Annotated in this window: 25 protein-coding genes; 11 read left to right on the top strand and 14 right to left on the bottom strand. The window is 64.9% G+C overall.

All coding sequences use genetic code 11. The annotated features are described in order from the left end of the window. The first annotated feature begins 11 nt into the window (after positions 1 to 11). Together arsB and PEM_RS19215 are read left to right on the top strand one after the other, a co-directional pair. Entirely contained in the window at positions 12 to 1043 is a 1032-nt protein-coding gene (gene arsB, locus PEM_RS19220; protein ID WP_111127170.1) for an ACR3 family arsenite efflux transporter, read from the top strand. 487 nt (positions 1044 to 1530) lie between these two features. Beyond that, a complete protein-coding gene (locus tag PEM_RS19215; RefSeq protein WP_111127172.1) occupies positions 1531 to 1905 on the top strand; it encodes a hypothetical protein in 375 nt (124 codons plus the stop codon). Between the two features lie 13 nt (positions 1906 to 1918). On the opposite strand, the gene PEM_RS19210 is transcribed toward PEM_RS19215, so the two are convergent. Beyond that, a complete protein-coding gene (locus PEM_RS19210; RefSeq protein ID WP_111174777.1) occupies positions 1919 to 2593 on the bottom strand; it encodes an Ivy family c-type lysozyme inhibitor in 675 nt (224 codons plus the stop codon). A 118-nt stretch (positions 2594 to 2711) separates the two neighbouring features. On the opposite strand from PEM_RS19210, the gene PEM_RS19205 reads away from it, so the two are divergent. Further along, positions 2712 to 2951, top strand: coding sequence for a hypothetical protein (locus PEM_RS19205; protein WP_240431564.1), 240 nt, complete (start codon positions 2712 to 2714; stop codon positions 2949 to 2951). Between the two features lie 124 nt (positions 2952 to 3075). Here the strand turns inward: PEM_RS19205 and PEM_RS19200 are convergent, their stop codons facing one another. The 5 genes from PEM_RS19200 to PEM_RS19180 form a co-directional block, all read right to left on the bottom strand. Further along, positions 3076 to 4101 (bottom strand): NAD(P)H-dependent glycerol-3-phosphate dehydrogenase, encoded by a 1026-nt coding sequence (locus PEM_RS19200; RefSeq protein ID WP_065195990.1) that lies wholly within the window; start codon positions 4099 to 4101, stop codon positions 3076 to 3078. A 20-nt stretch (positions 4102 to 4121) separates the two neighbouring features. Then, complete coding sequence (gene secB, locus PEM_RS19195) at positions 4122 to 4640, bottom strand: protein-export chaperone SecB (RefSeq protein ID WP_005407596.1); 519 nt, start codon at positions 4638 to 4640, stop codon at positions 4122 to 4124. A gap of 100 nt (positions 4641 to 4740) precedes the next feature. Next, positions 4741 to 5178: a rhodanese-like domain-containing protein gene (locus PEM_RS19190; RefSeq protein ID WP_005420930.1), complete on the bottom strand. Its 438-nt coding sequence runs from the start codon at positions 5176 to 5178 to the stop codon at positions 4741 to 4743. A gap of 57 nt (positions 5179 to 5235) precedes the next feature. Then, positions 5236 to 5661, bottom strand: coding sequence for a hypothetical protein (locus PEM_RS19185; RefSeq protein ID WP_111127178.1), 426 nt, complete (start codon positions 5659 to 5661; stop codon positions 5236 to 5238). Positions 5662 to 5693: 32 nt separating this feature from the next. Then, positions 5694 to 6161 (bottom strand): YiiD C-terminal domain-containing protein, encoded by a 468-nt coding sequence (locus PEM_RS19180; protein WP_005407593.1) that lies wholly within the window; start codon positions 6159 to 6161, stop codon positions 5694 to 5696. A 35-nt stretch (positions 6162 to 6196) separates the two neighbouring features. Between PEM_RS19180 and PEM_RS19175 the strand changes: the two genes are divergently transcribed. From PEM_RS19175 to PEM_RS19165, 3 genes are all read left to right on the top strand, one after another. Then, positions 6197 to 7006, top strand: coding sequence for a uroporphyrinogen-III synthase (locus PEM_RS19175; protein ID WP_111127180.1), 810 nt, complete (start codon positions 6197 to 6199; stop codon positions 7004 to 7006). Positions 7007 to 7110: 104 nt separating this feature from the next. Next, positions 7111 to 8085 carry a uroporphyrinogen-III C-methyltransferase gene (locus PEM_RS19170; protein WP_111127182.1) on the top strand — a complete coding sequence of 325 codons (975 nt, stop codon included), beginning with the start codon at positions 7111 to 7113 and terminating at the stop codon, positions 8083 to 8085. A gap of 6 nt (positions 8086 to 8091) precedes the next feature. Next, entirely contained in the window at positions 8092 to 9387 is a 1296-nt protein-coding gene (locus tag PEM_RS19165; RefSeq protein ID WP_111127184.1) for a heme biosynthesis HemY N-terminal domain-containing protein, read from the top strand. Between the two features lie 160 nt (positions 9388 to 9547). Here PEM_RS19165 and PEM_RS19160 read toward each other — a convergent pair whose 3' ends face one another. Next, positions 9548 to 10843 (bottom strand): acetyl-CoA C-acetyltransferase, encoded by a 1296-nt coding sequence (locus PEM_RS19160; protein ID WP_005420942.1) that lies wholly within the window; start codon positions 10841 to 10843, stop codon positions 9548 to 9550. 93 nt (positions 10844 to 10936) lie between these two features. On the opposite strand from PEM_RS19160, the gene PEM_RS19155 reads away from it, so the two are divergent. Next, positions 10937 to 11824 carry a hypothetical protein gene (locus PEM_RS19155; RefSeq protein WP_065178704.1) on the top strand — a complete coding sequence of 296 codons (888 nt, stop codon included), beginning with the start codon at positions 10937 to 10939 and terminating at the stop codon, positions 11822 to 11824. Positions 11825 to 11945: 121 nt separating this feature from the next. On the opposite strand, the gene PEM_RS19150 is transcribed toward PEM_RS19155, so the two are convergent. The 4 genes from PEM_RS19150 to PEM_RS19135 all read right to left on the bottom strand — a co-directional run bounded on the left by PEM_RS19150 (position 11946) and on the right by PEM_RS19135 (position 15770). Beyond that, on the bottom strand, positions 11946 to 12572 hold the full coding sequence (locus PEM_RS19150) for a superoxide dismutase family protein (protein ID WP_053497798.1): 627 nt from the start codon (positions 12570 to 12572) through the stop codon (positions 11946 to 11948). Positions 12573 to 12604: 32 nt separating this feature from the next. Further along, on the bottom strand, positions 12605 to 13174 hold the full coding sequence (locus PEM_RS19145; protein WP_065178703.1) for a superoxide dismutase family protein: 570 nt from the start codon (positions 13172 to 13174) through the stop codon (positions 12605 to 12607). A gap of 93 nt (positions 13175 to 13267) precedes the next feature. After that, positions 13268 to 14716 carry a nitrogen regulation protein NR(I) gene (gene ntrC / locus PEM_RS19140; protein WP_111127186.1) on the bottom strand — a complete coding sequence of 483 codons (1449 nt, stop codon included), beginning with the start codon at positions 14714 to 14716 and terminating at the stop codon, positions 13268 to 13270. Continuing rightward, positions 14709 to 15770 (bottom strand): ATP-binding protein, encoded by a 1062-nt coding sequence (locus PEM_RS19135; RefSeq protein ID WP_005420952.1) that lies wholly within the window; start codon positions 15768 to 15770, stop codon positions 14709 to 14711. The genes ntrC and PEM_RS19135 overlap by 8 nt, the downstream gene beginning before the upstream one ends. A gap of 385 nt (positions 15771 to 16155) precedes the next feature. On the opposite strand from PEM_RS19135, the gene PEM_RS19130 reads away from it, so the two are divergent. The 3 genes from PEM_RS19130 (at position 16156) to PEM_RS20380 (ending at position 20100) form a co-directional block, all read left to right on the top strand. Beyond that, a complete protein-coding gene (locus tag PEM_RS19130; RefSeq protein WP_119706156.1) occupies positions 16156 to 17982 on the top strand; it encodes an ATP-binding protein in 1827 nt (608 codons plus the stop codon). A gap of 226 nt (positions 17983 to 18208) precedes the next feature. Then, positions 18209 to 18730 carry a hypothetical protein gene (locus PEM_RS19125; RefSeq protein ID WP_119706155.1) on the top strand — a complete coding sequence of 174 codons (522 nt, stop codon included), beginning with the start codon at positions 18209 to 18211 and terminating at the stop codon, positions 18728 to 18730. Next, positions 18727 to 20100: a hypothetical protein gene (locus PEM_RS20380; protein WP_162911606.1), complete on the top strand. Its 1374-nt coding sequence runs from the start codon at positions 18727 to 18729 to the stop codon at positions 20098 to 20100. Before PEM_RS19125 ends, PEM_RS20380 begins: the two co-directional genes overlap by 4 nt. 74 nt (positions 20101 to 20174) lie before the next feature. On the opposite strand, the gene PEM_RS19115 is transcribed toward PEM_RS20380, so the two are convergent. The 3 genes from PEM_RS19115 to PEM_RS19105 form a co-directional block, all read right to left on the bottom strand. Then, the gene (locus PEM_RS19115) at positions 20175 to 20882 is read right to left on the bottom strand and encodes an AbiV family abortive infection protein (protein WP_075675695.1); all 708 of its coding nucleotides are present in this window, start codon (positions 20880 to 20882) and stop codon (positions 20175 to 20177) included. Positions 20883 to 21131: 249 nt separating this feature from the next. After that, positions 21132 to 21611 (bottom strand): DMT family transporter, encoded by a 480-nt coding sequence (locus PEM_RS19110; RefSeq protein WP_115875139.1) that lies wholly within the window; start codon positions 21609 to 21611, stop codon positions 21132 to 21134. A gap of 8 nt (positions 21612 to 21619) precedes the next feature. Continuing rightward, positions 21620 to 23017, bottom strand: coding sequence for an amidohydrolase family protein (locus PEM_RS19105; RefSeq protein WP_032959369.1), 1398 nt, complete (start codon positions 23015 to 23017; stop codon positions 21620 to 21622). A gap of 140 nt (positions 23018 to 23157) precedes the next feature. Between PEM_RS19105 and PEM_RS19100 the strand changes: the two genes are divergently transcribed. After that, positions 23158 to 24063 carry a LysR family transcriptional regulator gene (locus PEM_RS19100; protein ID WP_115875143.1) on the top strand — a complete coding sequence of 302 codons (906 nt, stop codon included), beginning with the start codon at positions 23158 to 23160 and terminating at the stop codon, positions 24061 to 24063. Positions 24064 to 24233 lie beyond the last annotated feature (170 nt).

Below are 24233 nucleotides of genomic sequence, written 5' to 3'. Positions count from 1 at the left end.
GTGCCACTGCCATGAGTCTGTTCGAGCGACACCTGACGCTGTGGGTTGTGCTGTGCATTGCGATGGGCACGCTGCTGGGCCACGTCCTGCCCGATGCCTTCGCGGTGCTGGCCTCCGCCGAAGTGGCCAAAGTCAACCTGCCGGTTGCGGTGCTGATCTGGCTGATGATCATCCCGATGCTGCTGAAGGTCGACTTCACTGCGATGCGCCAGTTGCAGCAGCACTGGAAGGGCATCGGCGTGACACTGTTCATCAACTGGGCCGTGAAGCCGTTCTCGATGGCGCTGCTGGGCTGGCTGTTCCTGCGCCATGCCTTCGCGGACTGGTTGCCTGCAGCACAGATCGACAGCTACATCGCCGGGCTGATCCTGCTGGCGGCCGCGCCCTGCACCGCCATGGTGTTCGTGTGGAGCAACCTGTGCCGCGGTGATGCGAATTTCACCCTGAGCCAGGTGGCGTTGAACGACGCGATCATGGTGGTCGCCTACGCACCGGTGGTTGCGCTGCTGCTCGGCCTGTCGGCGATCACTGTGCCCTGGGACACGCTGCTGTTGTCGGTTGGCCTCTACATCGTGGTGCCCGTGCTGGTGGCCGCGTTGCTGCGGCGCTGGATGCTTTCGCGCAGCGGCGAGGCGGGCCTGCAGCGCGCGCTTCGACGGCTGGGCCCGCTGTCCCTGTCCGCGCTGCTGCTGACGCTGGTGCTGCTGTTCGGGTTCCAGGGCCAGCAGATCGTGAAGCAACCGCTGGTGATCGCGCTGATTGCGGTGCCGATCCTGATCCAGGTCTATTTCACTTCGGGCCTGGCCTACCTTCTGAACCGCCGTCTGGGCGTGGCGCATTGCGTGGCCGGCCCGTCAGCGCTGATTGGTGCGAGCAACTTCTTCGAACTGGCTGTGGCCACAGCGGTGGGACTGTTCGGCGTGCACTCGGGAGCGGCGCTGGCCACCGTGGTGGGTGTGCTGATCGAGGTACCGGTCATGCTGTCCGTGGTGCGGATCGTGAACCGTACTCAGGCTTGGTACGAAGGACCCGAAGAGCGCTGACAACCAGAGTGGGGCGAGTTCGATTTACCTTCTTCGCTCCGCACTGTCGTCATCGGCTTGGTGGGGTACCCACATCCCTGTCATCAAGTTCGAACCATGTCGCATATTTCCCATGCTGCTACGGACGTTGCGGCACCTGCGTCCGCGACGGCTTAACAGCGTGCAAGAATGCTGAAAGCGTCTTCGATCAAACGCTGTTTGCAACTCGTCTGATTGGCGTTGCGCAGCGACAGCGGTACAGATGGCGGGCCACCGGAAGATGGGTGGCCGGGCCTCGAAAACCCGTCAGATCACGAACGTTGTTTGCGCTTGCCAGCCGGCGTCACCCCGCGTGGCGCCGGCTGGCATTCCGTCTGCCGGCTATGGCGGGCGGAGCGTGGAGGCCTTGCGCCTGCCGGTCTTGTTCGTGATCTCCCGGTTTTCGAGCCACGTCTCCGCCCGCCACCTTTGCGTGGCGGCTACCGTCTGTCCTGCACGGAGCACTGCCATGACCTCACCGGACTTCCCCCGCCTGCATCCGCATCGCTCGTCCGCCACTGGCGGTGAGCCCTCAGAGCACGCGGCTGCGACCAACCCGAACGCCTTCATCGCCACGCTTCACCGCATCGGCAAAGGCGCGGCCGCCGATGGCCAACCCTGGCCGGAGCGTCACCAGATGCCGGGCCGTTGCATGGCGCTGGCCGATGCGGACTGTGCACTGGCCGGCCAACGCGTGACGCTGGAGCTGCTGCTGGCGGCCGAGCGCGTGCGTCAGAACGGCGCGGAGGCCGAGTACGTGGGCGACCGGGTGATGGAAGGGCTGATCATGGCGTGCCTGACGATGAACGCACAGGCCAGCGCGCGCATGCAGCCGGACGGGTGACGCCGGCGCCACATCACTCGCAAAGCGCGCTGTCTTCCTTCAGCGCGGCATCCTGCAGTGGCTGGCGCTGCTCGATCTGCACACGCTGTTCCGCCGTCGGCTCGCCCAGCCACCACACACGGCAGCGCGCAGTAAGACGGCCGACCATCTTCGCCTGCGTGGGTGAGTACAGCATCGCCAACGCGGTGCCGGGGCAGTCGTGGGCCTGGCAGGCGGTGTAGAACCACCACGGCTCGCCCTGCAGCACTACCAGCTCGCCAGGGCCGCTGGGTCCGCTCAACAGGCGCTCGCGCAGCGTGGGAATCTCCTTGTCGCTGGATTCGGCTGCCGCGGTGTCCTTCATCAGCGCGTTGAAGGCCGCCAGCACCTTCGGGTCCTTGCGGCCGCAGTCGTCCACGGTACTGCCGCCGACCAGGGTGAAGAAGTGGGTCGCCAGCGGATTGTCCGCGCAGGTGAGTTCGCCGCCGGCGCCCGGGTCTTCCGGTTCGCCCTCGCTGTCCCACACCGCGGGGTCCACGCTGTCTTCGATTGACGGTTCCTTCTCGACCACCGTGGCCGTGGCGGCCGGAGCTTCGGTGGTTGGTGCTGGCGCCGCAGCAGGCGCGGCCTCGCCAGTCTTCTCCGGTGCCTGTCCGCAGGCTGCCAGCAGCGCGGCCATCATCGCCATCCCTGTGATTCGCGTCTTCATCGCGTGTCCTTGTCTGATCTGCGCCGCGTCCACCGAATCTGCGGCCGCGTGATTCTAACCAGCGGCGCGGCGCTAGGATGCGTCTGAAGCCTTCCCATCATCGCCAGGGCCTGGACGCATGCGCCGCACACGACTCGCCATGATCTTCTGCGGTGCCCTGCTGATGGCATCGCCGGCAATTGCCCACGATGCAGAAGGCGCGCAGCTTCTTCCGGGCTACATCGTTGGTGCGTACAGCTACGGCAACAACGTGGGCGATACCGGCAAGTTCACGCTCACGTTGAAGCGCGCGGGGAATGGGCCGTGGCTGATCTTTTCGGACATGGACAACAGCAACGCGCCGCCGCGGGCGCGGTGATTGCCGCCGTCGGGCGCCAACCAAGGTTGGCAGCCACCAGAAGCGGGTTCGGCAGTAGATCCACGCCATGCGTGGATGGGTCGCGCACATAAAAAACCCCGGCACCTGGCCGGGGTTTTTCGATTCACTTGAACAGCGTGTCCGGATACTCCGGTTTCTGTTCCCGCGCCAGCAGTGCGCGCAAGCCTTCTTCCGGGGTCTGCTCGCCATGCAGCACGGCGCGCACACCGTCGGAGATCGGCAGGTCGATGCCATGGCGGCGCGCCTGTCGCATCACTTCGTCGGCGGTCTGCACCGACTCGACCACTTGGCCGATCTCGCGCACGGCATCCTGCAGCGTCTGGCCGCGGCCCAGGGCCAGGCCCAGGCGGCGGTTGCGCGACAGGTCGCCGGTGCAGGTCAGCACCAGATCGCCCAGGCCGGCCAGGCCCATCAGCGTTTCCGGCTTGGCGCCGATCGCAGCGGCCAGGCGCAGCATTTCGTTGAGGCCGCGGGTGATCAGGCCGGCACGGGCGTTAAGGCCCAACTGCATGCCATCGGCCACGCCGGTGGCCACCGCCAGCACGTTCTTCATCGCGCCGCCCAGCTCGGCACCGACCATGTCGTCGCCGGTGTAGGCGCGGAACGCCGGGCCATGCATCGCCTCGGCCACCGTCTGCGCGAACTCGGGCACGTCGCCGTGCACGGTGATCGCGGTCGGCAAGCCCTGGGTGACTTCCTTGGCGAACGACGGCCCGGTGACGACGGCCAGCGGCACATCCTCACCCAGCACTTCGCGCGCCACTTCATGCAGGAAACGGCCCGAACCGGGTTCGAAGCCCTTGGTGGCCCAGGCCACGCCGGCACCGGCCGGTCGCAGCGGCGCCAGCGCACGCACGGTCTCGCCGAACGCGTGCGACGGCGTCACCACCAGGATCCAGGCCGCGCCCTGCACCGCCGACGCCAGATCGGTGGTGGCACGCAGGCTGTCCGGCAGCGGGATGCCCGGCAGGTAGCGCGGGTTCTCGTGGCGCTGGTCGATGGCCTCGACCACGGCCGCGTCGCGCCCCCACAGCACGGTCGGGTGACCGTGCCGTGCGAGCAGGCTGGCCAGGGCGGTTCCCCAGGAACCGGCGCCGAGCACGGCGATCTTGTCAGCGGGAGTGCTCATCCGTGACGTCGCGGCAGGAATCAGGCGTTGCCGGCCGGCTCGGAGTCAGCCAGCGACGGTGCGTCGCCCTGCTCCTGGCGCTGGCGCAGGGTTTCTGCGTACAGGCCTTCGAAGTTGATCGGCTGCAGGAAGAACGGCGGGAAGCCGCCGGCCTGGATCAGGTCGCTGATCAGCTGGCGCACGTAGGGGAACAGGATGTTCGGGCACTGGGTGCCGAGCAGCACGTCGATCGACTGCGGGTCCAAGCCGACCAGGCCGAACACGCCGGCCTGCTTCACTTCGGCCACGTAGGCGGTGCGCTCACCGGCCTGGCAGGTCAGGGTCACGGCCAGCACGACTTCGAAGGCGTTCTCACCCAGGCGCTGCACCTGCTGGTTCAGGTTCAGCTGCAGCTCCGGCTGCACCTGGTCATTGAAGATGGTCGGTGCGTTCGGCGACTCGAAGGAGACGTCCTTGACGTAGATCTTCTCGACGGTGAAAGCGGGGCCGGTAGCGGCATCGACCGGCGCAGCGGCGCCGTTGGTGATCTCTTCGGACATTTCCAGTAACTCCAGGTGAATGCAATGAAAACGATGGTCGAACTACTGCGATGGGGGCGGGACCCGGCCCAGACAAGGCCGGATCCGCCACCTGCGACAATCAGTTGCGGCCCTTGACCAGCGGCAGCTCGGCCTGCTGCCAGGCGGGGATGCCGCCGTCGAGCACGTAGACCTTCTCGAAACCGGCCTTCTTCAGCGCCTTGGCGGCGGTTTCCGAAGCGTTGCCGCTGCGGCACACCAGCACCACCGGCGACTGCTTGGCGTTGGCCACCAGCTTGTGCTCCGGGCCGAAGGCACTGGCCTGGGCGTTGCGGCTGCCGGCAATATGGCCCTTCTCGAAGTCACCGCTGGCCGACAGGTCGACCACCACCGTGCCGCCCGCGTTCATCAGCTGGGTCAGTTCGGCGGGCTTGATGCCCTTGAAGCCCCGGAACAGGCGGCGGATCTCGGTGACGATGATGGCCACGGTCAGGCCGACCAGGGCCGCGGACAGCATCGGGTTTCGGCCTGCAAAGGCCAGCAACTCTTCGTAATTCACTCAGGTCACGGGTCGATTAAGCGGGCGCCGATTGTCGCACAAGCCGGACGCGGCCCGTCACTGCCCCTTCCACAGGTCCGGCAGGCCGGCGGTCTGCCACCAGCGCTTGGCCTCCGGGTCCCAGCGCCAGCGCTCGACCACGACCACGGTGCGCTCGGCCTGGGTGTTCTGGTTGATCACCCCGATTTCGACCCGGCGCTCGACCAGGCCACCGTCCAGCGAGGCGCTGCTGCGCTCGCGATAGGACGACACGCGCAGCTGCGCGTAACGGTTGAGCTCGAACTCGGTCGGCGGCTTTTCCTTGCGCAGCTTGGGGTCGAGGTAGCCGATGGCATCGTCCATGCTGCCCCAGCGGATGGTCGCGCCGTAGGCGATCTGGGTCTCTTCCAGCAACTTGCGCTGCTTGCGGCTGAGGTCGTCGGCCGAAGCCACGGCGCTGACCAGCAGCAGGGAACACATCAGGAACTGGATGAAGCGGCGCATCGGTGATTTCCCCAGGACGTCAGCCTGCCATCCTACCCTTTGGCGAAGGCAACAAAGCGACCGCTGAACTCGGCGGCGGGCTTGCCATCGGCACCGGGCTGGGTGGCGATGATGCTGATGCGGGCCTTGCGGCGCTGCCGGAAGGTGTTCAGGAAGGCGTCCCAGCCGGTGGCCTCGGCCGCTTCGGCGTGGGCGTGCAGGTCTTCGTAGACCGGGGCCAGGTAGCGCAGGTTGCTGTCGGCCACGTAGACCTCGGCATCGTGGCCGGCCAGGCGCAGGCGCAGGCTGACCAAGGCCCAGCCGGACAGGGTCAGCACCGAGGCCAGGCTGCCGCCGAAGGCGTTGCCCTTGTCATTGACGTTGGCCGCCAGCGGCGCGGTGATGCGCAGCACGCCATCGGCATAGCCGTCGAGCTGGATCTGCATGGCGCGGACCGCCGGCATGCAGTCCAGCACGTCCTGCAGGGCGGCCAACGAGGAAGTCAGGGCATCAACGGACATCGGAGCAGCGACCACGACAACGAAGGGCCCGCATAATGCAGGCAATGGTCGACCATACGATACCCACTGGCGCCACCCGTTCCGGCCCGCGCTGGACCCTGATCTCGCTGCGCCCGCGGGGCCAGAACGTGGCGCTGCGCCGCGCCGTTGCCGGGCTGGGCGGGAATGTCCTGGCCCTGGCGCCCTGGCGCCTGCAGCGCCTGCATGGCACGGCTGTGGTGCGCCAGCTGCAACGCGCGCTGAACTGCGACCGGGTGGTGTTCACCAGCCCGGCCGCTGTCGCCGCAGCGGCATCGCTGCTGCCTTTGGCCGAAGCGCAGTGCAGCCCGTGGCTGACCGTGGGCGAAGGCACTGCGCGCGCATTGCAGGCACACGGCATCACCGAGGTGCACGCGCCGCAGCGGATGGACAGCGAGGGGCTGCTGGCGCTGCCGGTGCTGGCCGACGTACAGGGCCTGCGCATCGGCCTGGTGACCGCCCCCGGCGGGCGTGGCCTGATTGCCGCGCAGCTGCAGGCGGCGGGCGCCACGATCGAACGTGCCGATGTCTACCAGCGTCGCCTGCTGCGACTGCCCCCGCGAACGCTGGCGCGATTGGCGCATTCAGCACAGCCGTGGGTGCTGGCCGTGAGCAGTGGCGAAGCCCTGCAGCATTTCTGGCAACAGCTTCCGCCGGCCGGGCAGCAGCGCCTGCGGGCGTCTGCCCGCGTGGTGGTTGCCAGTGACCGCCTCGGCGAACAGGCGCAAGCGCTCGGCCTGCAGCGCATCACACGCAGCGCCGGCCCCACCGCTGCGCAGCTGGTGGCGGCCGCACACGCCACGCTCACCGTCCCGGCAGCGACCTGAACAGGGACGTGGGTCACGCTTGCCGCTGTCGTCGGCAACGGTGATGCTGTGCACAACGCGGCCTGCCGGCCCCCGACCGGCGACGTTGCCGACAAGGAAGCCCGATGAACGATACTCCGCCATCCCCGCCCCATCGACCCGTGCGCTGGCTGCTGCCGCTGGCCGCCGTGGTCGTGCTCGGCGCGGGCGGCTATGCCGGCTGGTACGTCTGGCAGCAGCAACAGCGCGAACAGGAAGCGCAGGCACAGACCACGGCCGTACAGCTGAAGGGCCTGGAGGCCACGCTGGATGCGCTGCGCCGTGACCAGCGCGCGACCAGCCAGCGCCTGCAGGATGCGGCGACCACCAACCGCGTGCTGCGCGACGAGATGCTGGGACTCTCACAGCGCAGCGCGCTGCTGGAAGAGAACGTGGCCAAGCTGGCCGACAGTGCCAACCAGGGCCGCCAGGCGGTGCAGCGCGATGAGGCCGAGCTGCTGCTGACCCAGGCTGCGCAGCGCCTGAACTACGCCGACGACGTGGACGGCGCACGCCGCCTGTATGCACAGGCCGCCACCGCGCTGGCCGATCTGCCCGACGCCGACGGCCTGAACCTGCGCCAGGCGCTGGTGCAGGAGCGCGAGGCACTGGATGCGCTGGGCAGCGGCCCGCGCGTGCAGTCGCTGCAGCGCCTGGATGCTGTGGCCCGGGCGCTGCAGGGCCTGCCCTCGCAGATCACCGGCACGACCGGCAGCAGCACCGCCAAGCCCTGGTGGCAGGCCACGCTGGCACCGTTCGTGGACATCACCCCGAGCCGCCAGAACGGCCCGCTGACGGCCGCCGAAAAGCGCAACGCCGATGATGCACTGCAGCTGGAATTGACGTTGGCGCGCGCCGCGATCGAGCGCGGCGACCGCGCGGGCCGCAACACCGCTCTGGACCGCGTGGAGCAGTGGGCACAGCGGCGCTGGCCGGATTCACCGGCCCTGCGCGCGCAACGTGCTGAACTGAAGGCCTTGCGCGAACTGCCGCTGCAGGCCAACGACGCTGTCCTTGGCAGCACCCTGCAACAACTGCGCACCCAGACCGACCGGAGGTAAGCCCGCATGAAACCCCTGCAATCCCTGGTCGTGCTGTTGCTGGCCGTGGCCATCGGCGTGGTCGCCGCGCAATGGCTCGGCGCCGATGACCTGAACCGCTTCGGCGAAGTGACCCTGCGCTACGGCGGCTACGACTATCACAGCAACCTGCCGAAGGTAGCGCTGCTGGCGGTGATCACGGTGCTGGTGCTGTGGCTGCTGTGGAGCCTGATCGCTGCACCGTTCCGTGCCTGGGGCCGCTACCGCCGCAAGCAGGGCCGGGTGCGCCTGATCGACGGCCTGCAGGCCTACGAGCATGGCCAGTGGCAGCGTGCGGAGAAGCTGCTGGACGGCGCCGCCAGGGACCCGGAAGTGAGCGCGGTGGCACTGGCCACCGCCGTGCGCAGCGCGCAGGCACGGGCCGATGGCCCCGCCGGAGAGGCGCTGCTGCAGCGCCTGGGTGAAAGCGACGCCACCCTGCAGGCGCTGCTGCGCGCCGAACAGCTGCTGGCGCGCGATCTGCCGGTCGATGCGATCAATGCGCTGGACGTAGCGGCGATCCAGCCGCTGCCGCCGCGCGGCCTGTGGCTGCGTACCGAAGCGCTGGCACAGGCCGGCCGCGCCCACGAAGCGTATGGCCAGCTGGGTGCGCTGCGCCAGAGCAAGGTGCTGCCGGCCGACGCGAACAGCGAACTGGAGGCACGCCTGGCCGCACAGGCGCTGCTGGAAGCGGCCGACGTCAACGCGCTGGCCGCACAGTGGGAGGCCACCCCGAAGGCGCTGCGCCCCACCCCGGACGTGGTGGGCGCCTATGCCAGCCGTGCGGTGGCGCTGGACTGGGATGAGCCGGCGCTGCTGGCGCTGGAACAGGCACTGGACCAGCGTTGGAATGACGATCTGGTGACGCTGTATGGCCGCCTGCCCGCCGAGCGCCTGGCCACCCGCCAGGCCAATCTGGCGCGCTGGCGCAACGTGCACGATGACTCGGCCGCCCTGCGCCTGGCACAGGGCCGCGTGGCCCTGGGCCAGCAGCAATGGGATGCCGCCGATGCGTTCCTGCACGAGGCCATTGCCGCGGGCGCCGGTGCACCGGCGTGGGAAGCGCTGGGTGAAGTGTTCGCGCAACGTGGCGAACACGCGCTGGCCGCGCAGTGCCTGGCCAATGCGCTGCGCCTGCAGCGCGGCGAGGACAGCGTGGAACTGGTGCGTGGCACCGAGACGCCGCTGCGCGCCACGGTGGAGGAGCAGCCCATCGTTGCACAGCCGCCGGTGTATGACGCCAACGAAGAGCGCGACGAATTCGGCAACCCGCGGTTGCCCTGATGGGTAGTGCCGGCCGCTGGCCGGCATCCACCGGTGAATTTGGCACCCACCAGAGCAACAATCCGAACAAAAAAACGCCGCCCGATGGGCGGCGTTTTCAGTTCCAGGAGTGCCGGCCGGATCGTGCCGACCAACGGTCGGCACCCACCGATGGATGCGATCAGCGTTCGACGATCGCCACCACGCCCATGCCGCCAGCGGTGCAGATCGACACCAGTGCGCGGCCACCGCCGCGTTCGGCCAGCTGCTTGGCTGCCGTGGCGATCACGCGTGCGCCGGTAGCGGCGAACGGGTGGCCGGTGGCCAGCGACGAGCCCAGCAGGTTGATCTTGTCCGGGTCGATGCGGCCCAGCGGCGCGTCCAGGCCCAGGCGGTTGCGGCAGTAGTCCTCGCTCTCCCACGCACGCAGGGTGCACAACACCTGTGCGGCAAAGGCTTCGTGGATCTCGTAGATGTCGAAGTCCTGCAGGGTCAGGCCGTTGCGCTTGAGCATCTCCGGCACCGCGATGGTCGGTGCCATCAGCAGGCCTTCGCCGTGCACGAAGTCCACCGCGGCGACGTGCGCGTCACGCAGGTAAGCCTGGGGTTCATGGCCATGCGCGCGTGCCCACTCTTCACTGGCCAGCAGCACTGCAGCGGCACCGTCGGTCAGCGGGGTGGAGTTGGCGGCGGTGAGCGTGCCACGCCCGGAAACCTTGTCGAACGCCGGCTTCAGCGTGGCCAGCTTTTCCAGCGAGGTGTCCGGGCGCAGGATGTTGTCGCGCTCGACGCCACGGAACGGTGCGATCAGGTCGTTGAAGAAGCCGCGCTCGTAGGCGGCGGCCAGCTTCTTGTGCGACGACACCGCCCACTCATCCTGCGAGTCGCGCGAGATGTTCCACTCCTTCGCCATGTCCTCGCAGTGGTCGCCCATGCTCTTGCCGGTGCGCGGCTCGGCCACGCCCGGGAACTCGGGCTTGAGCTCGGAGAACTTGAAACCGGCGGTGAGCGCACGGATCTTGTCGCCGGTGCTCTTGGCGCGGTTGGCCGCCAGCAGGCGTGCACGCAGTTTCTTGCCGTAGACGATCGGCACGTCGGAGGTGGTGTCCGAACCACCGCCGATGCCCGATTCGATCTGGCCCAGCGCGATCTTGTTGGCCACGGTGATGATGCTGTCCAGCGAGGTACCGCAGGCACGCTGCAGGGTGATGCCCGGGGTCAGCGGCGACAGGCCGGACGACAGCGTGGCTTCGCGGCCCAGGTTCCAGTCGCTGGAATGCTTGATCACCGCGCCCATCGCCACTTCACCCAGCTGCTGGCCATGCAGGCCGAACCGTTCGACCAGCGCACCCAGCGTACGGACCGACATGCCGAGGTTGCCGACATCCGAATACGCGGTGTTCTGGCGGCAGAACGGAATGCGGACGCCACCGAGGATGGCGACGGGACGAGCGTTGGGCATGGAGATACCTGGCATGGATGAGGGTGTCTGCAACATGGCCTGCACGACGGAGCAGGCATAATGGAGCCAAGTGTAGCTGCCGCCCTGTGATGGGCCAACCGTGGAACCATGAGCAAACCCGACCCCGCGATGAATGCCCTTGGCGTGCTGGCCCTGGAACTGGCCGGCGGCGAAATCCCCCGCCAGGCGGTGCTCAGCGCTGAACAGGCCGGTGAACTGGCCGAACGCGTCGGCCGTGACCTGGCCAAGCTGGTGCCACAGGTGGCCGAGCTGGACCTGGTGTTCGCCGCCGCGCATTTCGACCCGGCCGAAGTGCTGCGTCCGGGCTGGCCGATCCATCGCCGCCTGGAAGAACTGCAGATGCGTGCCCCGGGCCGCAACCAGGGCCCGCGCCTGCTGGCCTTCGGTACCGATGCCGAAGGTGACGTGCCACTGCCGTTCCAGGCCGATGCCACGCTGGTGGGCGGTGGCCTGCGCGTGGTGCCGTTCCTGCTGACCGGCAGCGACGTGGCCACCACCAGCGCGGTCGCCGATGCGCTGGAAGAAACCTTGCTGGCCAACGGCATGGCGCACGCCGACACCGCGCTGATGGCGCAGAACACCTTCGGTGCCCGCATCGAGCACGCGCGCTATTTCACCGTGAACGACCTGGCCGCGATGATGTCGATGCAGTACGACAACCAGGGCCTGGCCGCACTGTGGCCGCTGATCGAGACCGCGATCATGGCGCCGGGCGAGGACGAGTGGCTCAATGCCGCGCCCGAGCCGCTGCTGCGCTATACGCATGGCGAAGCACGCATGGCGCTGTTCGACCCGGCCGGTTGGTGCGCGCACTACAGCCACAGCAAGAACGACTGCGATCGCCTGAAGGGCATCTACGAGCAGTTCCTGATGCGCCAGCGACAGATGGCCGCGGTGCTGGAAGCACATGGCGTGCCGGTACTGTTCGTGCACTGCGAGGCCGGGCAGGACGCGCGCGAACTGCTGGCGCGCTGATCCGGGTGATCTGTGGATAGTGCCGGCCGCTGGCCGGCACCCTCCGGATCTGTGATTGCCAGCCAGCGGCCGGCACTACCCATCAGGAAAAACGCCGGCTTGCGCCGGCGTTCTTTGTTTCTTACGGGGCCTTCTGGATCACCGCACAGGCCAGGCGCGCGCCGGCGTTGCCGGTCGGCTGGGTCTTGTAGTCGTCCGCGTCGGCGTGGACGATCAGGCCGCGGCCGATGATGTCGAAGTCATCACCCTTGCCGATGTTGACGTTGCTCGACACCGGGCCGTCGATGGTGGCCACGCCCTTGTCGTCGGCCTTGATGTTGGGCATGTCGCCGCCGTGGTGCGGATCGGTGGCGACGTTGCCGTGATCCTGCTTGCCCGGGTTGAAGTGGCCGCCGGCGCTCATGCCGTCCGGCGCGCTGCAGTCGCCCTTCTCGTGGATGTGGAAGCCATGTTCGCTGCCCGGCTTCAGGCCGGTGATCTGGCCGGTCACGTGGACCTTGCCATCAACCACCTTGAAGGTGACGCTGCCCTTGGTCTCGTTGCCCTGGGTCGGTGCCAGTTCGGCCGTTGCCGAAGCATCGCCCGTCGGTGCAGCCGCCGGTGCCGGCGCTGCAGCCGGTTCGGTGGTGGCGCCGTCAGCCGGCGCGGCCGGCGGGGTTTCAGTCTGCGGCGCGGCGGGCTGCTGGTTGCAGGCCGCCAGGCCCAGCGCGGCGATGGCCGCAAACAGCGAAGTGTGGATCAGACGCATTGGAATCTCTCCCTCGATGATGCCTGCAGTGATCAGCGGACGACCCGGATCACGCCACAGGCGATGCGGACGCCGGCATTGCCGGCGGGCTGGCTGCGATAGTCGTCGGCGTTGGCATGCACGACCAGTGCGCGTCCGGCGATATCGGTGGCGGCGCCTCCGCCAAGGGTAACCCCCTTGACGTGGATATCGACGTTGGCGCGGCCCTGGGCATCGGCACGCAGATTGTCCATGTCGCCCAGGTGGTGCTTGCCGGTGCCGGCGCGGCCATGCGCAGCGCCACCGGGATTGAAGTGATTGCCGGCACTGCTGGCATCCACCGCACTGCAGTCGCCGCGCTCATGGATGTGGAAGCCGGCCTGCTGCATCGGCTGCAGGCCACCGACCAGGCCGGTGATGTGGATGCCACCGGGCTCCACCATCAGCGCGATGCGGCCACTGACGATGCTGGCCGAGGCCGGCGCGAGATTGGCCTCGCCCTGCTTCGCAGCACTGACCACGGTCGGCGGTGGCGGCGTGGGTTCGGCCTTCTTCGGTGCACTGCCACAGGCAGACAGCAGCACGGCGGCGGACAACGGCAGGATGGCAAAGGACAGACGCATCGAAGACTCCTTGCAGGTGACACTACGGACGGCATCGTCCATGAACGATCAACGGTTCGGCAAGCCGGTGCGAGGATCGCGTGCAGGGACCGTTCAATGGCCCCCGCGGCGGCGCCCGGCGCCCAGCTTGCGGGTAAGCGTATTGCGGCCCAGGCCCAGGCGGGCAGCGGCCTCGGCGCGGCGGCCATGGGTAATCTGAAGCGCCGCTTCCAGCAGCGCATGGTCGACCCGCTCGCGCACCTGCGCATGCAGCCCTTCCACACCTTCGGCCAGCTGGCGGCGCGCCCATTCGGCCAGCAGCGCTTCCCACTGCCCCGGATCGGCTGCGCTGGTACTGCTGCGGCGCCCACGCGCGCGGTTCAGCGCGGTATCGACATCGGCCACGCCGATGGTGTCGGCGGCGGCCAGCGCGGCCATCCGCCAGCACACGTTCTCCAGCTCGCGCACATTGCCCGGCCAGTCGTGCTCGCGCAGCGCCTGCAGGGCCGCGGCGGTGAGGCGCTTCGGCGGCGTATCCAGCTTGCGTGCGGCGGCAGCCAGGAAGGTGCTGGCCAATTGCGCGATGTCCTCGCGGCGCTCGCGCAGTGGCGGCAGCTGCAGGCGCACCACGTCCAGGCGGTGCAGCAGATCTGCGCGGAACTTCCCCTGCGCGACCAGTCCCTCCAGATCCTGGTGGGTGGCGGCCACCACGCGCACGTCGACGCGGATCAGTTCGCGGCCACCGACGCGGAAGAACTCGCCCTGCGCCAGCACGCGCAGCAACCGGGTCTGCAACGGCAGCGGCATGTCGCCGATCTCGTCAAGGAACAGCGTGCCACCGTTGGCCTGCTCGAAGCGGCCGATATGGCGGCGCTGCGCACCGGTGAAGGCACCGGCCTCGTGGCCGAACAACTCGCTTTCCAGCAGCTCGGATGGGATTGCAGCGGTATTGAGCGCGACGAACGGACCCTGCGCGCGCGGCGATTCGCGATGCAACGCATTGGCCACCAGCTCCTTGCCGGTGCCGGTCTCGCCGGTGATCAGCACCGCCAGCGGTGCCTGCGCCAGGCGTCCAATGGCGCGGAACAGCGCGCGCATCGGCGGCGTATCACCCACCAGTTGCGGCGGCTGGTCGCTGGGCGCTTCGGTGGCGGGACTGGGAGCGGCCAGCGCGGGCGCCACCGCCGGCAGTACCCGCTGCGCCAATGCCACCGCATCGTCCAGGTCGAACGGCTTGGACAGGAATTCATGCGCGCCGCCGCGGAACGCACCGGCCGTGCTGGCCACATCGGTATAGGCCGACATCACGACCACCGGCAGCTGCGGCAACGCGGCCTTGAGCTTGTCCAGCAGCACCAGGCCATCGTCGCCGGGCATGCGCACATCGGTGAACAGCAGCGCCGGCGGCGCGCCTTCGCCCAGGGCCTGCAGGGCAGCCGCAGCGCTGTCGAAATCGACAACCTGGTAGCCCGCCTCGCGCAGCGCGGTGCACAGCACGAAGCGCACGGCACGATCGTCATCGACTACCCAGATGCGCTGCGCGGTGGTGGGGAACTCAGACATCGCGCGGGGCCTCCTCGGCCGGGGCGGCGCCGTTGCCGATCGGCAACAGCAGGGTGAACACGGTATGGCCCGGGCGCGAGCGGTAGGTCAGCGTGCCGCGATGCTCGCGCGCCACCTGCTGGGCCAGCGCCAGGCCCAGCCCGGTGCCTTCGGCGCGGCCACTCACCAAGGGCAGGAACAGGTGTTCGGCCAGTTCCTCCGGTACGCCACGGCCGTCGTCGGCGATCTCCAGGCGCAACGCCAGCGTGTGCAGCTGCTCGGCGATGCGCACGCCATGCTCCACGCGGGTGCGCAGGGTGATGCTGCCGGCACCGGCCTGGATTGCGTTGCGCACCAGGTTCCACACCGCCTGGGTGAGGCGGTCGGCATCGCCATGGAATTCGGGAATGCTGGGGTCGTAGTCACGCTGCAGGCGTACCGCCCAGCCGGCCTCGTTCTCGGCCAGGCGCAGCACGCGTTCGAGCGCGGCATGGATGTTCAGTTCGGCGTGCGGTGCGGCCGGGGCCGGCGACAGCAGCTGGTCGAGCAGGCCGTTGAGACGTTCGATCTCCGAGCCGATCAGCTCGATCAGCTCGCGTTCGCTGGCCTCGCGCTGTGCGGCGCGCCGGGCCAGCAGCTGGGCCGCACCCTTCAACCCGGCCAGCGGGTTGCGCAGCTCGTGGGCCAAGCCCTTCAGCGCCGCGCTGAGCGCGCTGGGCAGGGCCTGGGTCGGGTCCAGCCCGGGGAATTCATCGACCGGATGCGCCTCCAGCAACCAGCCGCCATCGTCGCGCCGGCTCATCCAGCCCTCGGCGAAGCGCGGCGCTTCGCCGGGCACCGCCAGCGCCAGCCGGTTCAAGCGCAGGCTGTCGCGCTCATCGCGGGCCAGGAAATGGGCCAGTGCCTCGCCCTGCACTTCCAGCGCGGCCAATGGGCGACCCAGCAGTCGCCGGGCGCTGACGCCCAGCCAGCGGGCGAACGCCGGATTGCAGCCGGCGATGCAGCCATCGGCCCCGGCCCAGGCCAGCGGCGTGCCCAGGGCATCGAGGGACGGCGGGGGAGAGGGGTCGGACATTGCACCAATGTAGTGCAAAACGCGGGGTTCGGGGTCAGAGCCCTTTCCTCGCGGAAATGGACGCTTTGGCAAAGTCAGTGCTGTAGGCACCAACTATGGCGAATCGCATGAGTACGAACTATGCCGAACTGTAGTTTCAGGGTGGGTTCCCAGATTCGACAGTTCAGGGAACTGCGGAACCAGCTGAGAGCGTACGCCTGTTTGGCCAGCCAAGAACGCATTCGTGAGAATGAAGCGTTAAGACTAGCGGGCCATCTTAGGTGCCGAAGGCTAGCGCCCTTGCTCAGGCCCTCAGATTGCCTCGGTTGCCGCTTCCGCAGCCTCGAGGCACTATCTAGTGGCGGCTGGCTTGGCTGCATGGAAGGCGCTCAGGGGGAGCGAAGATATGCGCTTGGAAGCAATCAGCATTACCAACTTTCGTTGCTATGGGGATGAGATCCGGGTCGAACTGGACGACTTGACTACTTTTGTCGGCCGGAATGACATCGGCAAGTCAGCGATTCTGGAAGCGCTGGAAATATTCTTCAACGCAGACGTGGTGGCCATGGAGCAGGGAGATGCTCATGTTCACAGCGTAGACAAGACCGTTTCGATCACGTGTGAGTTCTCGGAGCTTCCGCCAACACTGACGTTAGACGCGGGGGCAGATACCACGTTGGCCGATGAGTATCTTTTGACCTTGGACGGCCGGCTGAAAATTCGTAAAACCTACGACTGCACCAGCAAGAAGCCATCCGCAGAAGTGCTGGTGCTTGCGTTTCACCCCACTGCGGCCAATTACGACAACCTGCTGGAATTGAAGGAGAAGGAGCTCCAGAAGAGGGTGAAAGATCTTGGCTTGGCGGTTGCATTGAAGGGCAACCCTGGCATGCGCCGCGCACTTTGGGCGGCCGCTGGCGACCTCAAGCTTCAAGAGGTCGCAATCGCGGTCGGCAAGTCCAAGGAGGACGTCAAACGTATCTGGGACCAGATTGAGCCTCACTTGCCGATGTTCGCTCTCTTCCAAAGTGATCGGAGCAGTCGGGACTCGGACAGCGAGGTCCAAAGCCCGATGAAGGCAGCCGTCGCTGCTGCCATTGCAGAGGTCCAAGATGACATTGCTCGAATCCAAACAAAGGTTCGCGAGAAGGCCGAAGAGATTGCGAAGAACACGCACAGAGCTTTGACCACGATCGATCCCAACCTTGCCAGCGAACTTACACCAGAGTTCAGCCCTCCCACCGCCGCCAAGTGGCAGGGACTGTTTTCGCTCGGCTTGAGCACCGACGATGGCATACCGTTGAACAAGCGAGGCAGCGGCGTCAGGCGGCTTGTGCTGGTGAGCTTCTTCAAAGCCGAAGCGGAGCGACGGCTCAAAACCAGCACCAAGCGCAGCATCATCTACGCGATCGAGGAGCCAGAGACGGCTCAGCACCCCAGCAACCAACGGATTCTCATCGACTCCTTCAAGGTGTTGTCAGAAGACCCCGGCTGTCAGGTCATATTGACCACTCACAGTCCCGGATTTGCCTCGGCGCTACCCCAGCAGAGCATTCGTTACATCTCTCGCCACTCCGACACGAAGAAGCCGCAGGTTGAGTCGGGGGTCGACGTGTTCGGTAAGGTGGCTGAAGCATTGGGCGTAACGCCTGACAGCCGGGTCCAGGTACTAGTGTGCGTCGAAGGTCCAACCGATGTACTAGCCTTGAAAGCCCTTTCCAAAGCGCTCCACGAGGTCGACTCCAGCCTGCCAAATCTTTCATCCGATGAGCGACTTGCATTTGTTGTCCTAGGCGGTGGAACGCTGGAGCACTGGGTCAATCACCACTACCTGCGGGGCCTAGGCAAGCAGGAGGTGCACATCTACGACGGCGATGTCCCGGCATATGCCCTAAGCGCGCAGCAGGTCAATGACCGTGGGGACGGGTCATGGGCTGTCGTCACAACCAAGCATGAGATTGAGAGCTACTTGCACAAGGACGCAATTGCGCTCGCGTTCGGATTTGAGATTGAAGTCACTGATCACCCCATGGCGGGCAAAGCTGTTCCAAAGGTCTTCGGGGAGGCTTTTGTCGCCCACGCTGGCGTAGGCAGTCCGCTTAAAGACTCCAACGCCAAGAGAAAGTTGGCTCAGCATGCGTTCCCTTGCATGACAGCAGCCATGTTGGAAGAGCGTGATCCCGATGGCGAAGTTCGTGGTTGGATGCGTCGGCTAGGCGAGATGTTGGCTTAAATGCCCCTTTGGGTCGGAAACTGGCCTTCGCTACCCCCGATAAGAGTCCGTAGATCCAGAATTGGATATCTGCTCCCCAAGCCTAAGCTTTGGCAAATGCCCCCTTCCGGCAAGAAGCGGACACGCGGTGAGGGCGGGCCTGTCTACTGCATCCTGTCAACTTCAGTGTGGTGTGGTGTTGGCCGGTTAAGCCGCTAGACTTGTCACGTCTATGGAGGGGAGGGCTATGGCTGGCTTAGTCGAAATCTTGGTTCTTATACTCCTTGGTGTGGTGCTGTTCTATGTCGTGGCGTCCAGGGAGCGGGTCATCCGAGAACTGCGCGATCAGGCAAGTCAGCAGGGCAGGGATATCGCCGCGTTGCGACAGGTGATGGATGCAGTTGCGGATAGGGTGCTTCTCAGCCGCGAGCAACGTCGCGTCAAGTGGTTTGACGAACTGCCACCTCTCGCATTGGAAGACTTCAAATCACTCACTACGGGAGCCGAGCGCGAGCTGATCTTGGCGTGCGGGGGGGGCGATGACGCTGAAGTCCTAGGCTTGCACTACCGGCATGCCCACCTTGAATTTCGTTCGGATGGGGAAAAGGATGCGGTTGCCCACGGTTTCGCCCGCGAATGGGCGAAGGCTGAGACCGACCGTCCTGTTAAGATCTATTTGAACCAGTACGCGCTGACTTCCAAGATTGTTGGATTGAATCAAGATGGCTTCGTTAAGATCGCGCCGTACCGTGCGCGGCTTCCCGAATGAGTACATTGTCCGTTGATGAAGAGCTGGCGCTATTGCTAGCCGAACTTGAGAGAGCGAACGGCGGAAGCGTCGATTTCGATTGGAGCGAGGAGTTCGACTTCCCGAGCTTTGTAACAACAACCAATGGTCAGCAGTGTCACTTCACTCGATCAGCGCTCGCAAGCCTGCACAGGTTGGCGAGGTTGCTCCATAAAAGTAGAAGTCCGTCGGCCACACGAATTGAACTTCCAGAATTCACCAAACAATTGCGGCGCGTGACTGCAAATGCGTTCGCTGATGGTCTTTTGAGTCGCGACGACGAGCAGTTATTGCGCGCAAGCAAGCGAGTACTGAAGAATATTTTAGACACGAGCATCGAAACTGCAGCAGGACGCGTTACGCACTATTTTCCAGCATGGACGACGGGTTTCGTAGCGAATAAGTATTTCTCACTTGGCCCACTTATCATCACCGATATTCGAGGCTGGCTGAAGTTGGTGGAGATAGACTCCGGCATTGACGATGAAGTCCTCGATCCGACTTGGAAGGACGCTCTCCTTGGTAGTGCGCCTCGACCGAGCGCAAGTCGCACAACAAATTTATTGCATGAAATCGAGGAGGCGCTCGGCACCTGTGACGCAGTGATCGTCGTCCCCGTGGTCGGCTTTGAGATGGAGTACTCCCGCAAGTTGGCCAGGATCGTCAGCAAGACCTGTCTCGACGCCGTTTCTCTGTTGCATCAGAGTATCGAGGTGTTCCAGCGCCAGAGTCTTTACGATGAACGTTTGAGTCCATTGGACAGTCGTACGCTGTTTGAGGTTGACGGATATCTGGAAATCTCAGGCAATATGAATCTGCGCCATAAAATGGGACCACGCCAAAATTCGTTCGTGACAGAGGAGGTCAACAGCCATCGGAGGGCTATTGAAAAGGTAGTGGACGGCCTGTTGAGCGAACGCACTGCAACGCATCCAAAGTTGTCTGCACGATGGGCGACGGCACTCAACTGGTTTGCCGAGGGATGCAGAGAGCCTGACGATGCGGTAGCGCTGGCGAAGATCGGTACGGCTCTCGATGTCCTCTCGTACGTCGGTAAGAAGGAAGGCATTATTCAAATGGCATGCAATTTCATCAATGCCGAACGAGGCAGTGTCGTTACGTCCGGGGCGCTCAGCATGACTATGGAGGGTCTCATCAAGCGCATTTACGAATATGGACGCTCTCAAGTGCTGCATGGCAACCATGTTGACCGTCTCAAGTCATTTGCAGACGATCGGCGTGTCGCTTCTCAGTTGACTGGGCACGTGCTGCGTGAAGCCTTGATCCGCTTTGGGAAGTACGAAGGTGCAGACGCCGATGATGCGTTTCGGGCAATGCCGTCGCGAGACTAATGATCTTCTTCTAGAAGTGAGTTGCGATTTCGCACATGCCTCTCGATGAAAGAAGCCACTCATCCTATTAAGAACTAGCTCCCAGTTTCGGGGTGTTTTTCAAGCTGCAGGCGCATCTGTTCAACAATGGTCTCGATGATGGCCTCATCGTTCAACTGGCCCTTAAAGTCCATTGCCTCAGTATTGTCTAAGAAAGCTCTTGCCACCATCGCGAATCGCCCTGGATCCGCCTCGATTCGCTTTAGTAAGCGAATAAAACCCTCCCCTCGGCGGAGGAAGTCCGCATTTAAGTACATGCATGCAGAGGCAATTTCCTCGTTAATAGTATTAATTGGAGCGCTGAAAGAGCCGTCCTTATAGTCTACGTACAACCCTGTGTTTTTTATTTCGTTCATTTCCTTGTGAAATTTGTCCTGGAACTTTTTGAATTCCGCGCGGGCGGCATCCCAGTCGCGACACTCGCGTGCAGATCGTTCTTCGTCCGTTGGCTCTGCGTTGTACGCGTTTGCGTGGTTCTTTACTTTGTGGTCGCGAAAGCTCCTCGTGAGCTGAGCCTCATTGAAGTCGTTCCCTGTGAGGATCGATACAACCGCGCCACCTAAAATGTCCACTTTAGAACACTCCTCCATCGAAATTTGGTGGAGTGTAGCGGCGCGGGCGAAGGCACCGCTTTTCCCAAGAGTCTGTGCCTCCGAGTACAGAGCGATAGCATTCGTGTGGATCAATTCCGCGCCCACGATCAAGCTCTGCATGCGCGACATCGTGTCCTTAGCAACGGTCATGTTCTAATCTTTTAGGTTGGCAAGTCGCTTGGCGACTGAATAGTACATGAGTGGCTCCTCGCGCAAGAGAGGAAGATAAGCAGGTGTCCCAACAAAGCAAGAAGCTTTGGCGCACATAAAGCTGTGCAATAAATCGCACAGGATGCAGTGCGCAGCCCCCTCTCGGGGTGTCTGCTTTCGGCCAGAAGCGGACGTTTTCGGTCAAGCCAGGGTTCGAGCGCGCGGCCGCCTGCACCGTTCCTCGAGCAATCACACAAGCAACCTGGACCAGCGATCTCCAAACAGCGAGATTGCAAGTCCGGCCAGCATGACCAGCGCGCCTGCAAGCTTGATGAGGGAGACGGGACGATGGGCAGAACCCATCAATGCGAAATGGTCGATGGCCAACGAAGACAGCAGCTGCCCGGCGATCACCAGCCCCACCAGGGCGGCCATGCCGATACGGGGCACCAGGATGACGTTGCTGAGCAGCGCAAATGCGCCCATCACTCCGCCCAGCAACACCCAGGCCGGCTGCGCCGGGATGCCTGCAAGCAGGCCGAGGGTGTTGCCCCGTACGAGACCGACGAGAGTGAGCGACAACAGCCCCACCATGAAGGAGAAGATGGCGGCTGCAACAGGATCGCCGCCCAGGCCCTTTGCCAACTGACCATTGAACGTGGTCTGCAATGTGACGGCCATTCCCGCAACCATTGCCAGTGGAAAGGCCCAGGCACCGAAGCTGTTCATGTTTACTCTCAGTGATTGGTTAGAACGGGGAAGGAAGTGCCGAACACGTCCGGCGTGTAGCCGGCAGCCGAGAACAGGTGCGCGCAGGATTCGTCCACCGCAGCGCGCAACTTGCCCATGTCCAGGCCGCACATTTCGCCGCCCCGCTTCAGCACCCGGCCGCCGACCATCACGGTGTCGATGTTGCTGCGCTCCGCCGCATGCACCACTGTTCCGAACGCATTGTTGGACGGATACAGGTTGATGTCGCCGGTGCGGAACAGCACGATGTCGGCCTGCTTGCCCGGCGTCAGGCTGCCAATCCTGTCCTGCAGCCCTGCGCAGGCCGCGCCATCAAGCGTGGCGGCTTCAAGCAGGCGGTGGGAATTGAGCGGATCCTGTGGGGTGCCGGCACTACGCGGGGGACGTGCATTGACGCGCAGCACGCGCTCCAGGTAATAGGCCACGCGCATTTCCATGAACATGTCGCCGCTGTAGGACGTCTCGTTGTCAACGCTGAAGCCGGGTCGCAGCCCGTGCCGAACCGCCGCATCCCAGGCGAACATGCCATCCTCGATACCGTAGTGGGCATCCGAGCGCGGGCAGACATTGATGTGCACACCGGCATCGCGAAGGATCTCCCAGCCCTCATCCTTCAGGCAGGTGCAGTGGTTGAAGATGTTGTCCGGGCCCAGCAGCCCTTGCGCATGCAACTGAGGGAGCTGGGCGCCCATCTGTTCACCGAAGAACTCGGTGACGATCGGGATACCCAGGCGGCGTGCTTCGGCCCAGAGCTCCGGCTCGATGTTGGCCATGGTCGCCAATGTGACCAGGTCGTTGGCCGGGTCCTTGAAGTACTTTTCCTGCAGGCGGGCGAGGTTTCCCGGCCAATGCGCGCGGTCCCAAGTGCCGGACACGGGAGCGCCTGATGCATGCAGCGCACGGATGCCGGCATCGAGCAGAGCTTCAACCGATGCATCGGAGTGCGCGGCTGTGCGGCTGTTGTGGGAGTTGTCGATGACCGTAGTGATGCCAGCATCAATTGCGCCCAGCGCGGACAGCAAGGTGCCGACATACATGTCCTGCGGACGGTAATGCTTGGCGAACGAGAAATGCGTGGCGTTGGAGTAGTGCTCCAAGGTCTCGGCGTTGGAGTTGATCCGGCGCAGCTGACCCTCCCAGGCGTGGCGGTGGGAGTCCACCATGCCCGGGATGGCGATCATGTCCTTGGCATCGATGACGAACGCGTCCTCGGCGCTGAGGTTCTCGCCAACGGCAGTGATGGTCCGACCGGAGACCAGGATGTCGCCCTTCACGAGGTTGCCCACAGCCGGGTCCATGCTGATGATGGTTGCGCCACGGATGAGCGTCTTTTCGGCCGCTGCGGTTGTCGGTTGCTGAAGAATGTCTCGCGGGAGGGTGCTCATTGGGGCAAGGTCGATTTCTGGAATGGCGTGAACTCTATGCCCCGCTGACCCTGCGAAAAATCCATGCTCTTCGTTTTTATTATTCGTAGAACGCGCATAATCAGGATCGAGGTGACCGTCAACTGTAGGGTGGAAGCGAAATGGATCGGATTCTGGCGATGCAGGCGTACGTGCGGGTGGTAGAAGCGAAGAGCTTTGTGCGTGCCGCCGAGGCTCTCTCCATGCCCCCCTCCACCGTCACGGGCTTGATCAAGGGCTTGGAAAAGCACCTGCGCGTCCGCCTGCTCAACCGGACCACGCGCAGCGTCAGCCCCACTTCGGAAGGCGAGCGCTACTACCTGCAGTGCCGCGAGATCCTCAACCAGATCGAACAGGCGGAAACCGGCCTGAAGTCGTCGCCACAGGGCCTGCGGGGGCGGTTGAGGATCGACATGCCAGGCGGCCTCGCGCACTCGATACTCCTCCCGAACCTGGACAGCTTTCGCCGTCAGTATCCCGGGGTCCATCTGATGATCGGCGTGGGTGACCGGCCGGTCGACCTCGTCCAGGAGGGTGTGGACTGCGTGATCCGGACCGGGCCGCTGGAAGACTCCAGCCTCGTAGCCCGGCCGCTGGGGAACTTCCGCTGGATCACCTGCGCCGCACCAAGCTATCTGGAGGTGTATGGCGTCCCACAATCACTTGAAGACCTCGCCGGGCACCGCGCAGTCCACCATTTTTCCTCTGGTTCGAGGGGCGGTGGCAGCCTGCTCTTCTCAGCTGATGGGAAGAGACAGGTAGTACCAGTGGAGGGCTCGGTCGCCGTCAATGAGACCGAGCTGTACATCAAGCTGTGCATGAAGGGATACGGCCTGGCACAGTTGCAAGGCGTACTGGTCGAGAAGCAGTTGCAGGATGGCAGCCTGGTTGAGGTGCTTCAGCGGTGGCGTCCGCCGTCGGTGCCGGTTTCGATCCTTTACCCGCACCACCGTTATGGATCGCCCATCGTCCAAGCATTCATAGCATGGGCTGCAGAGCTTTTCTCCGCCAAGAGCGAGAAAGCATAGATCGCGAAGTCAGCCGTCGCGTCCAGAGATTCCGAGGCGGTGTCGAGCATCTATCTCTCGGGTGGACTGCTAGAGATAGCGTATCCCTCAGACAGATGCCTCCCGGAAGCCGCCGGGCAAGGTGTCCGCTTCCGGCCAGAAGCGGACATCATCTCCTCGAAAGCAACGCC

The sequence above is a fragment of the Stenotrophomonas sp. Pemsol genome (assembly GCF_003586545.1).
Taxonomy (GTDB): domain Bacteria; phylum Pseudomonadota; class Gammaproteobacteria; order Xanthomonadales; family Xanthomonadaceae; genus Stenotrophomonas; species Stenotrophomonas sepilia.
Note: the sequence above shows the minus strand (reverse complement) of the source record. Positions and strands in the feature narration are given on the sequence as shown.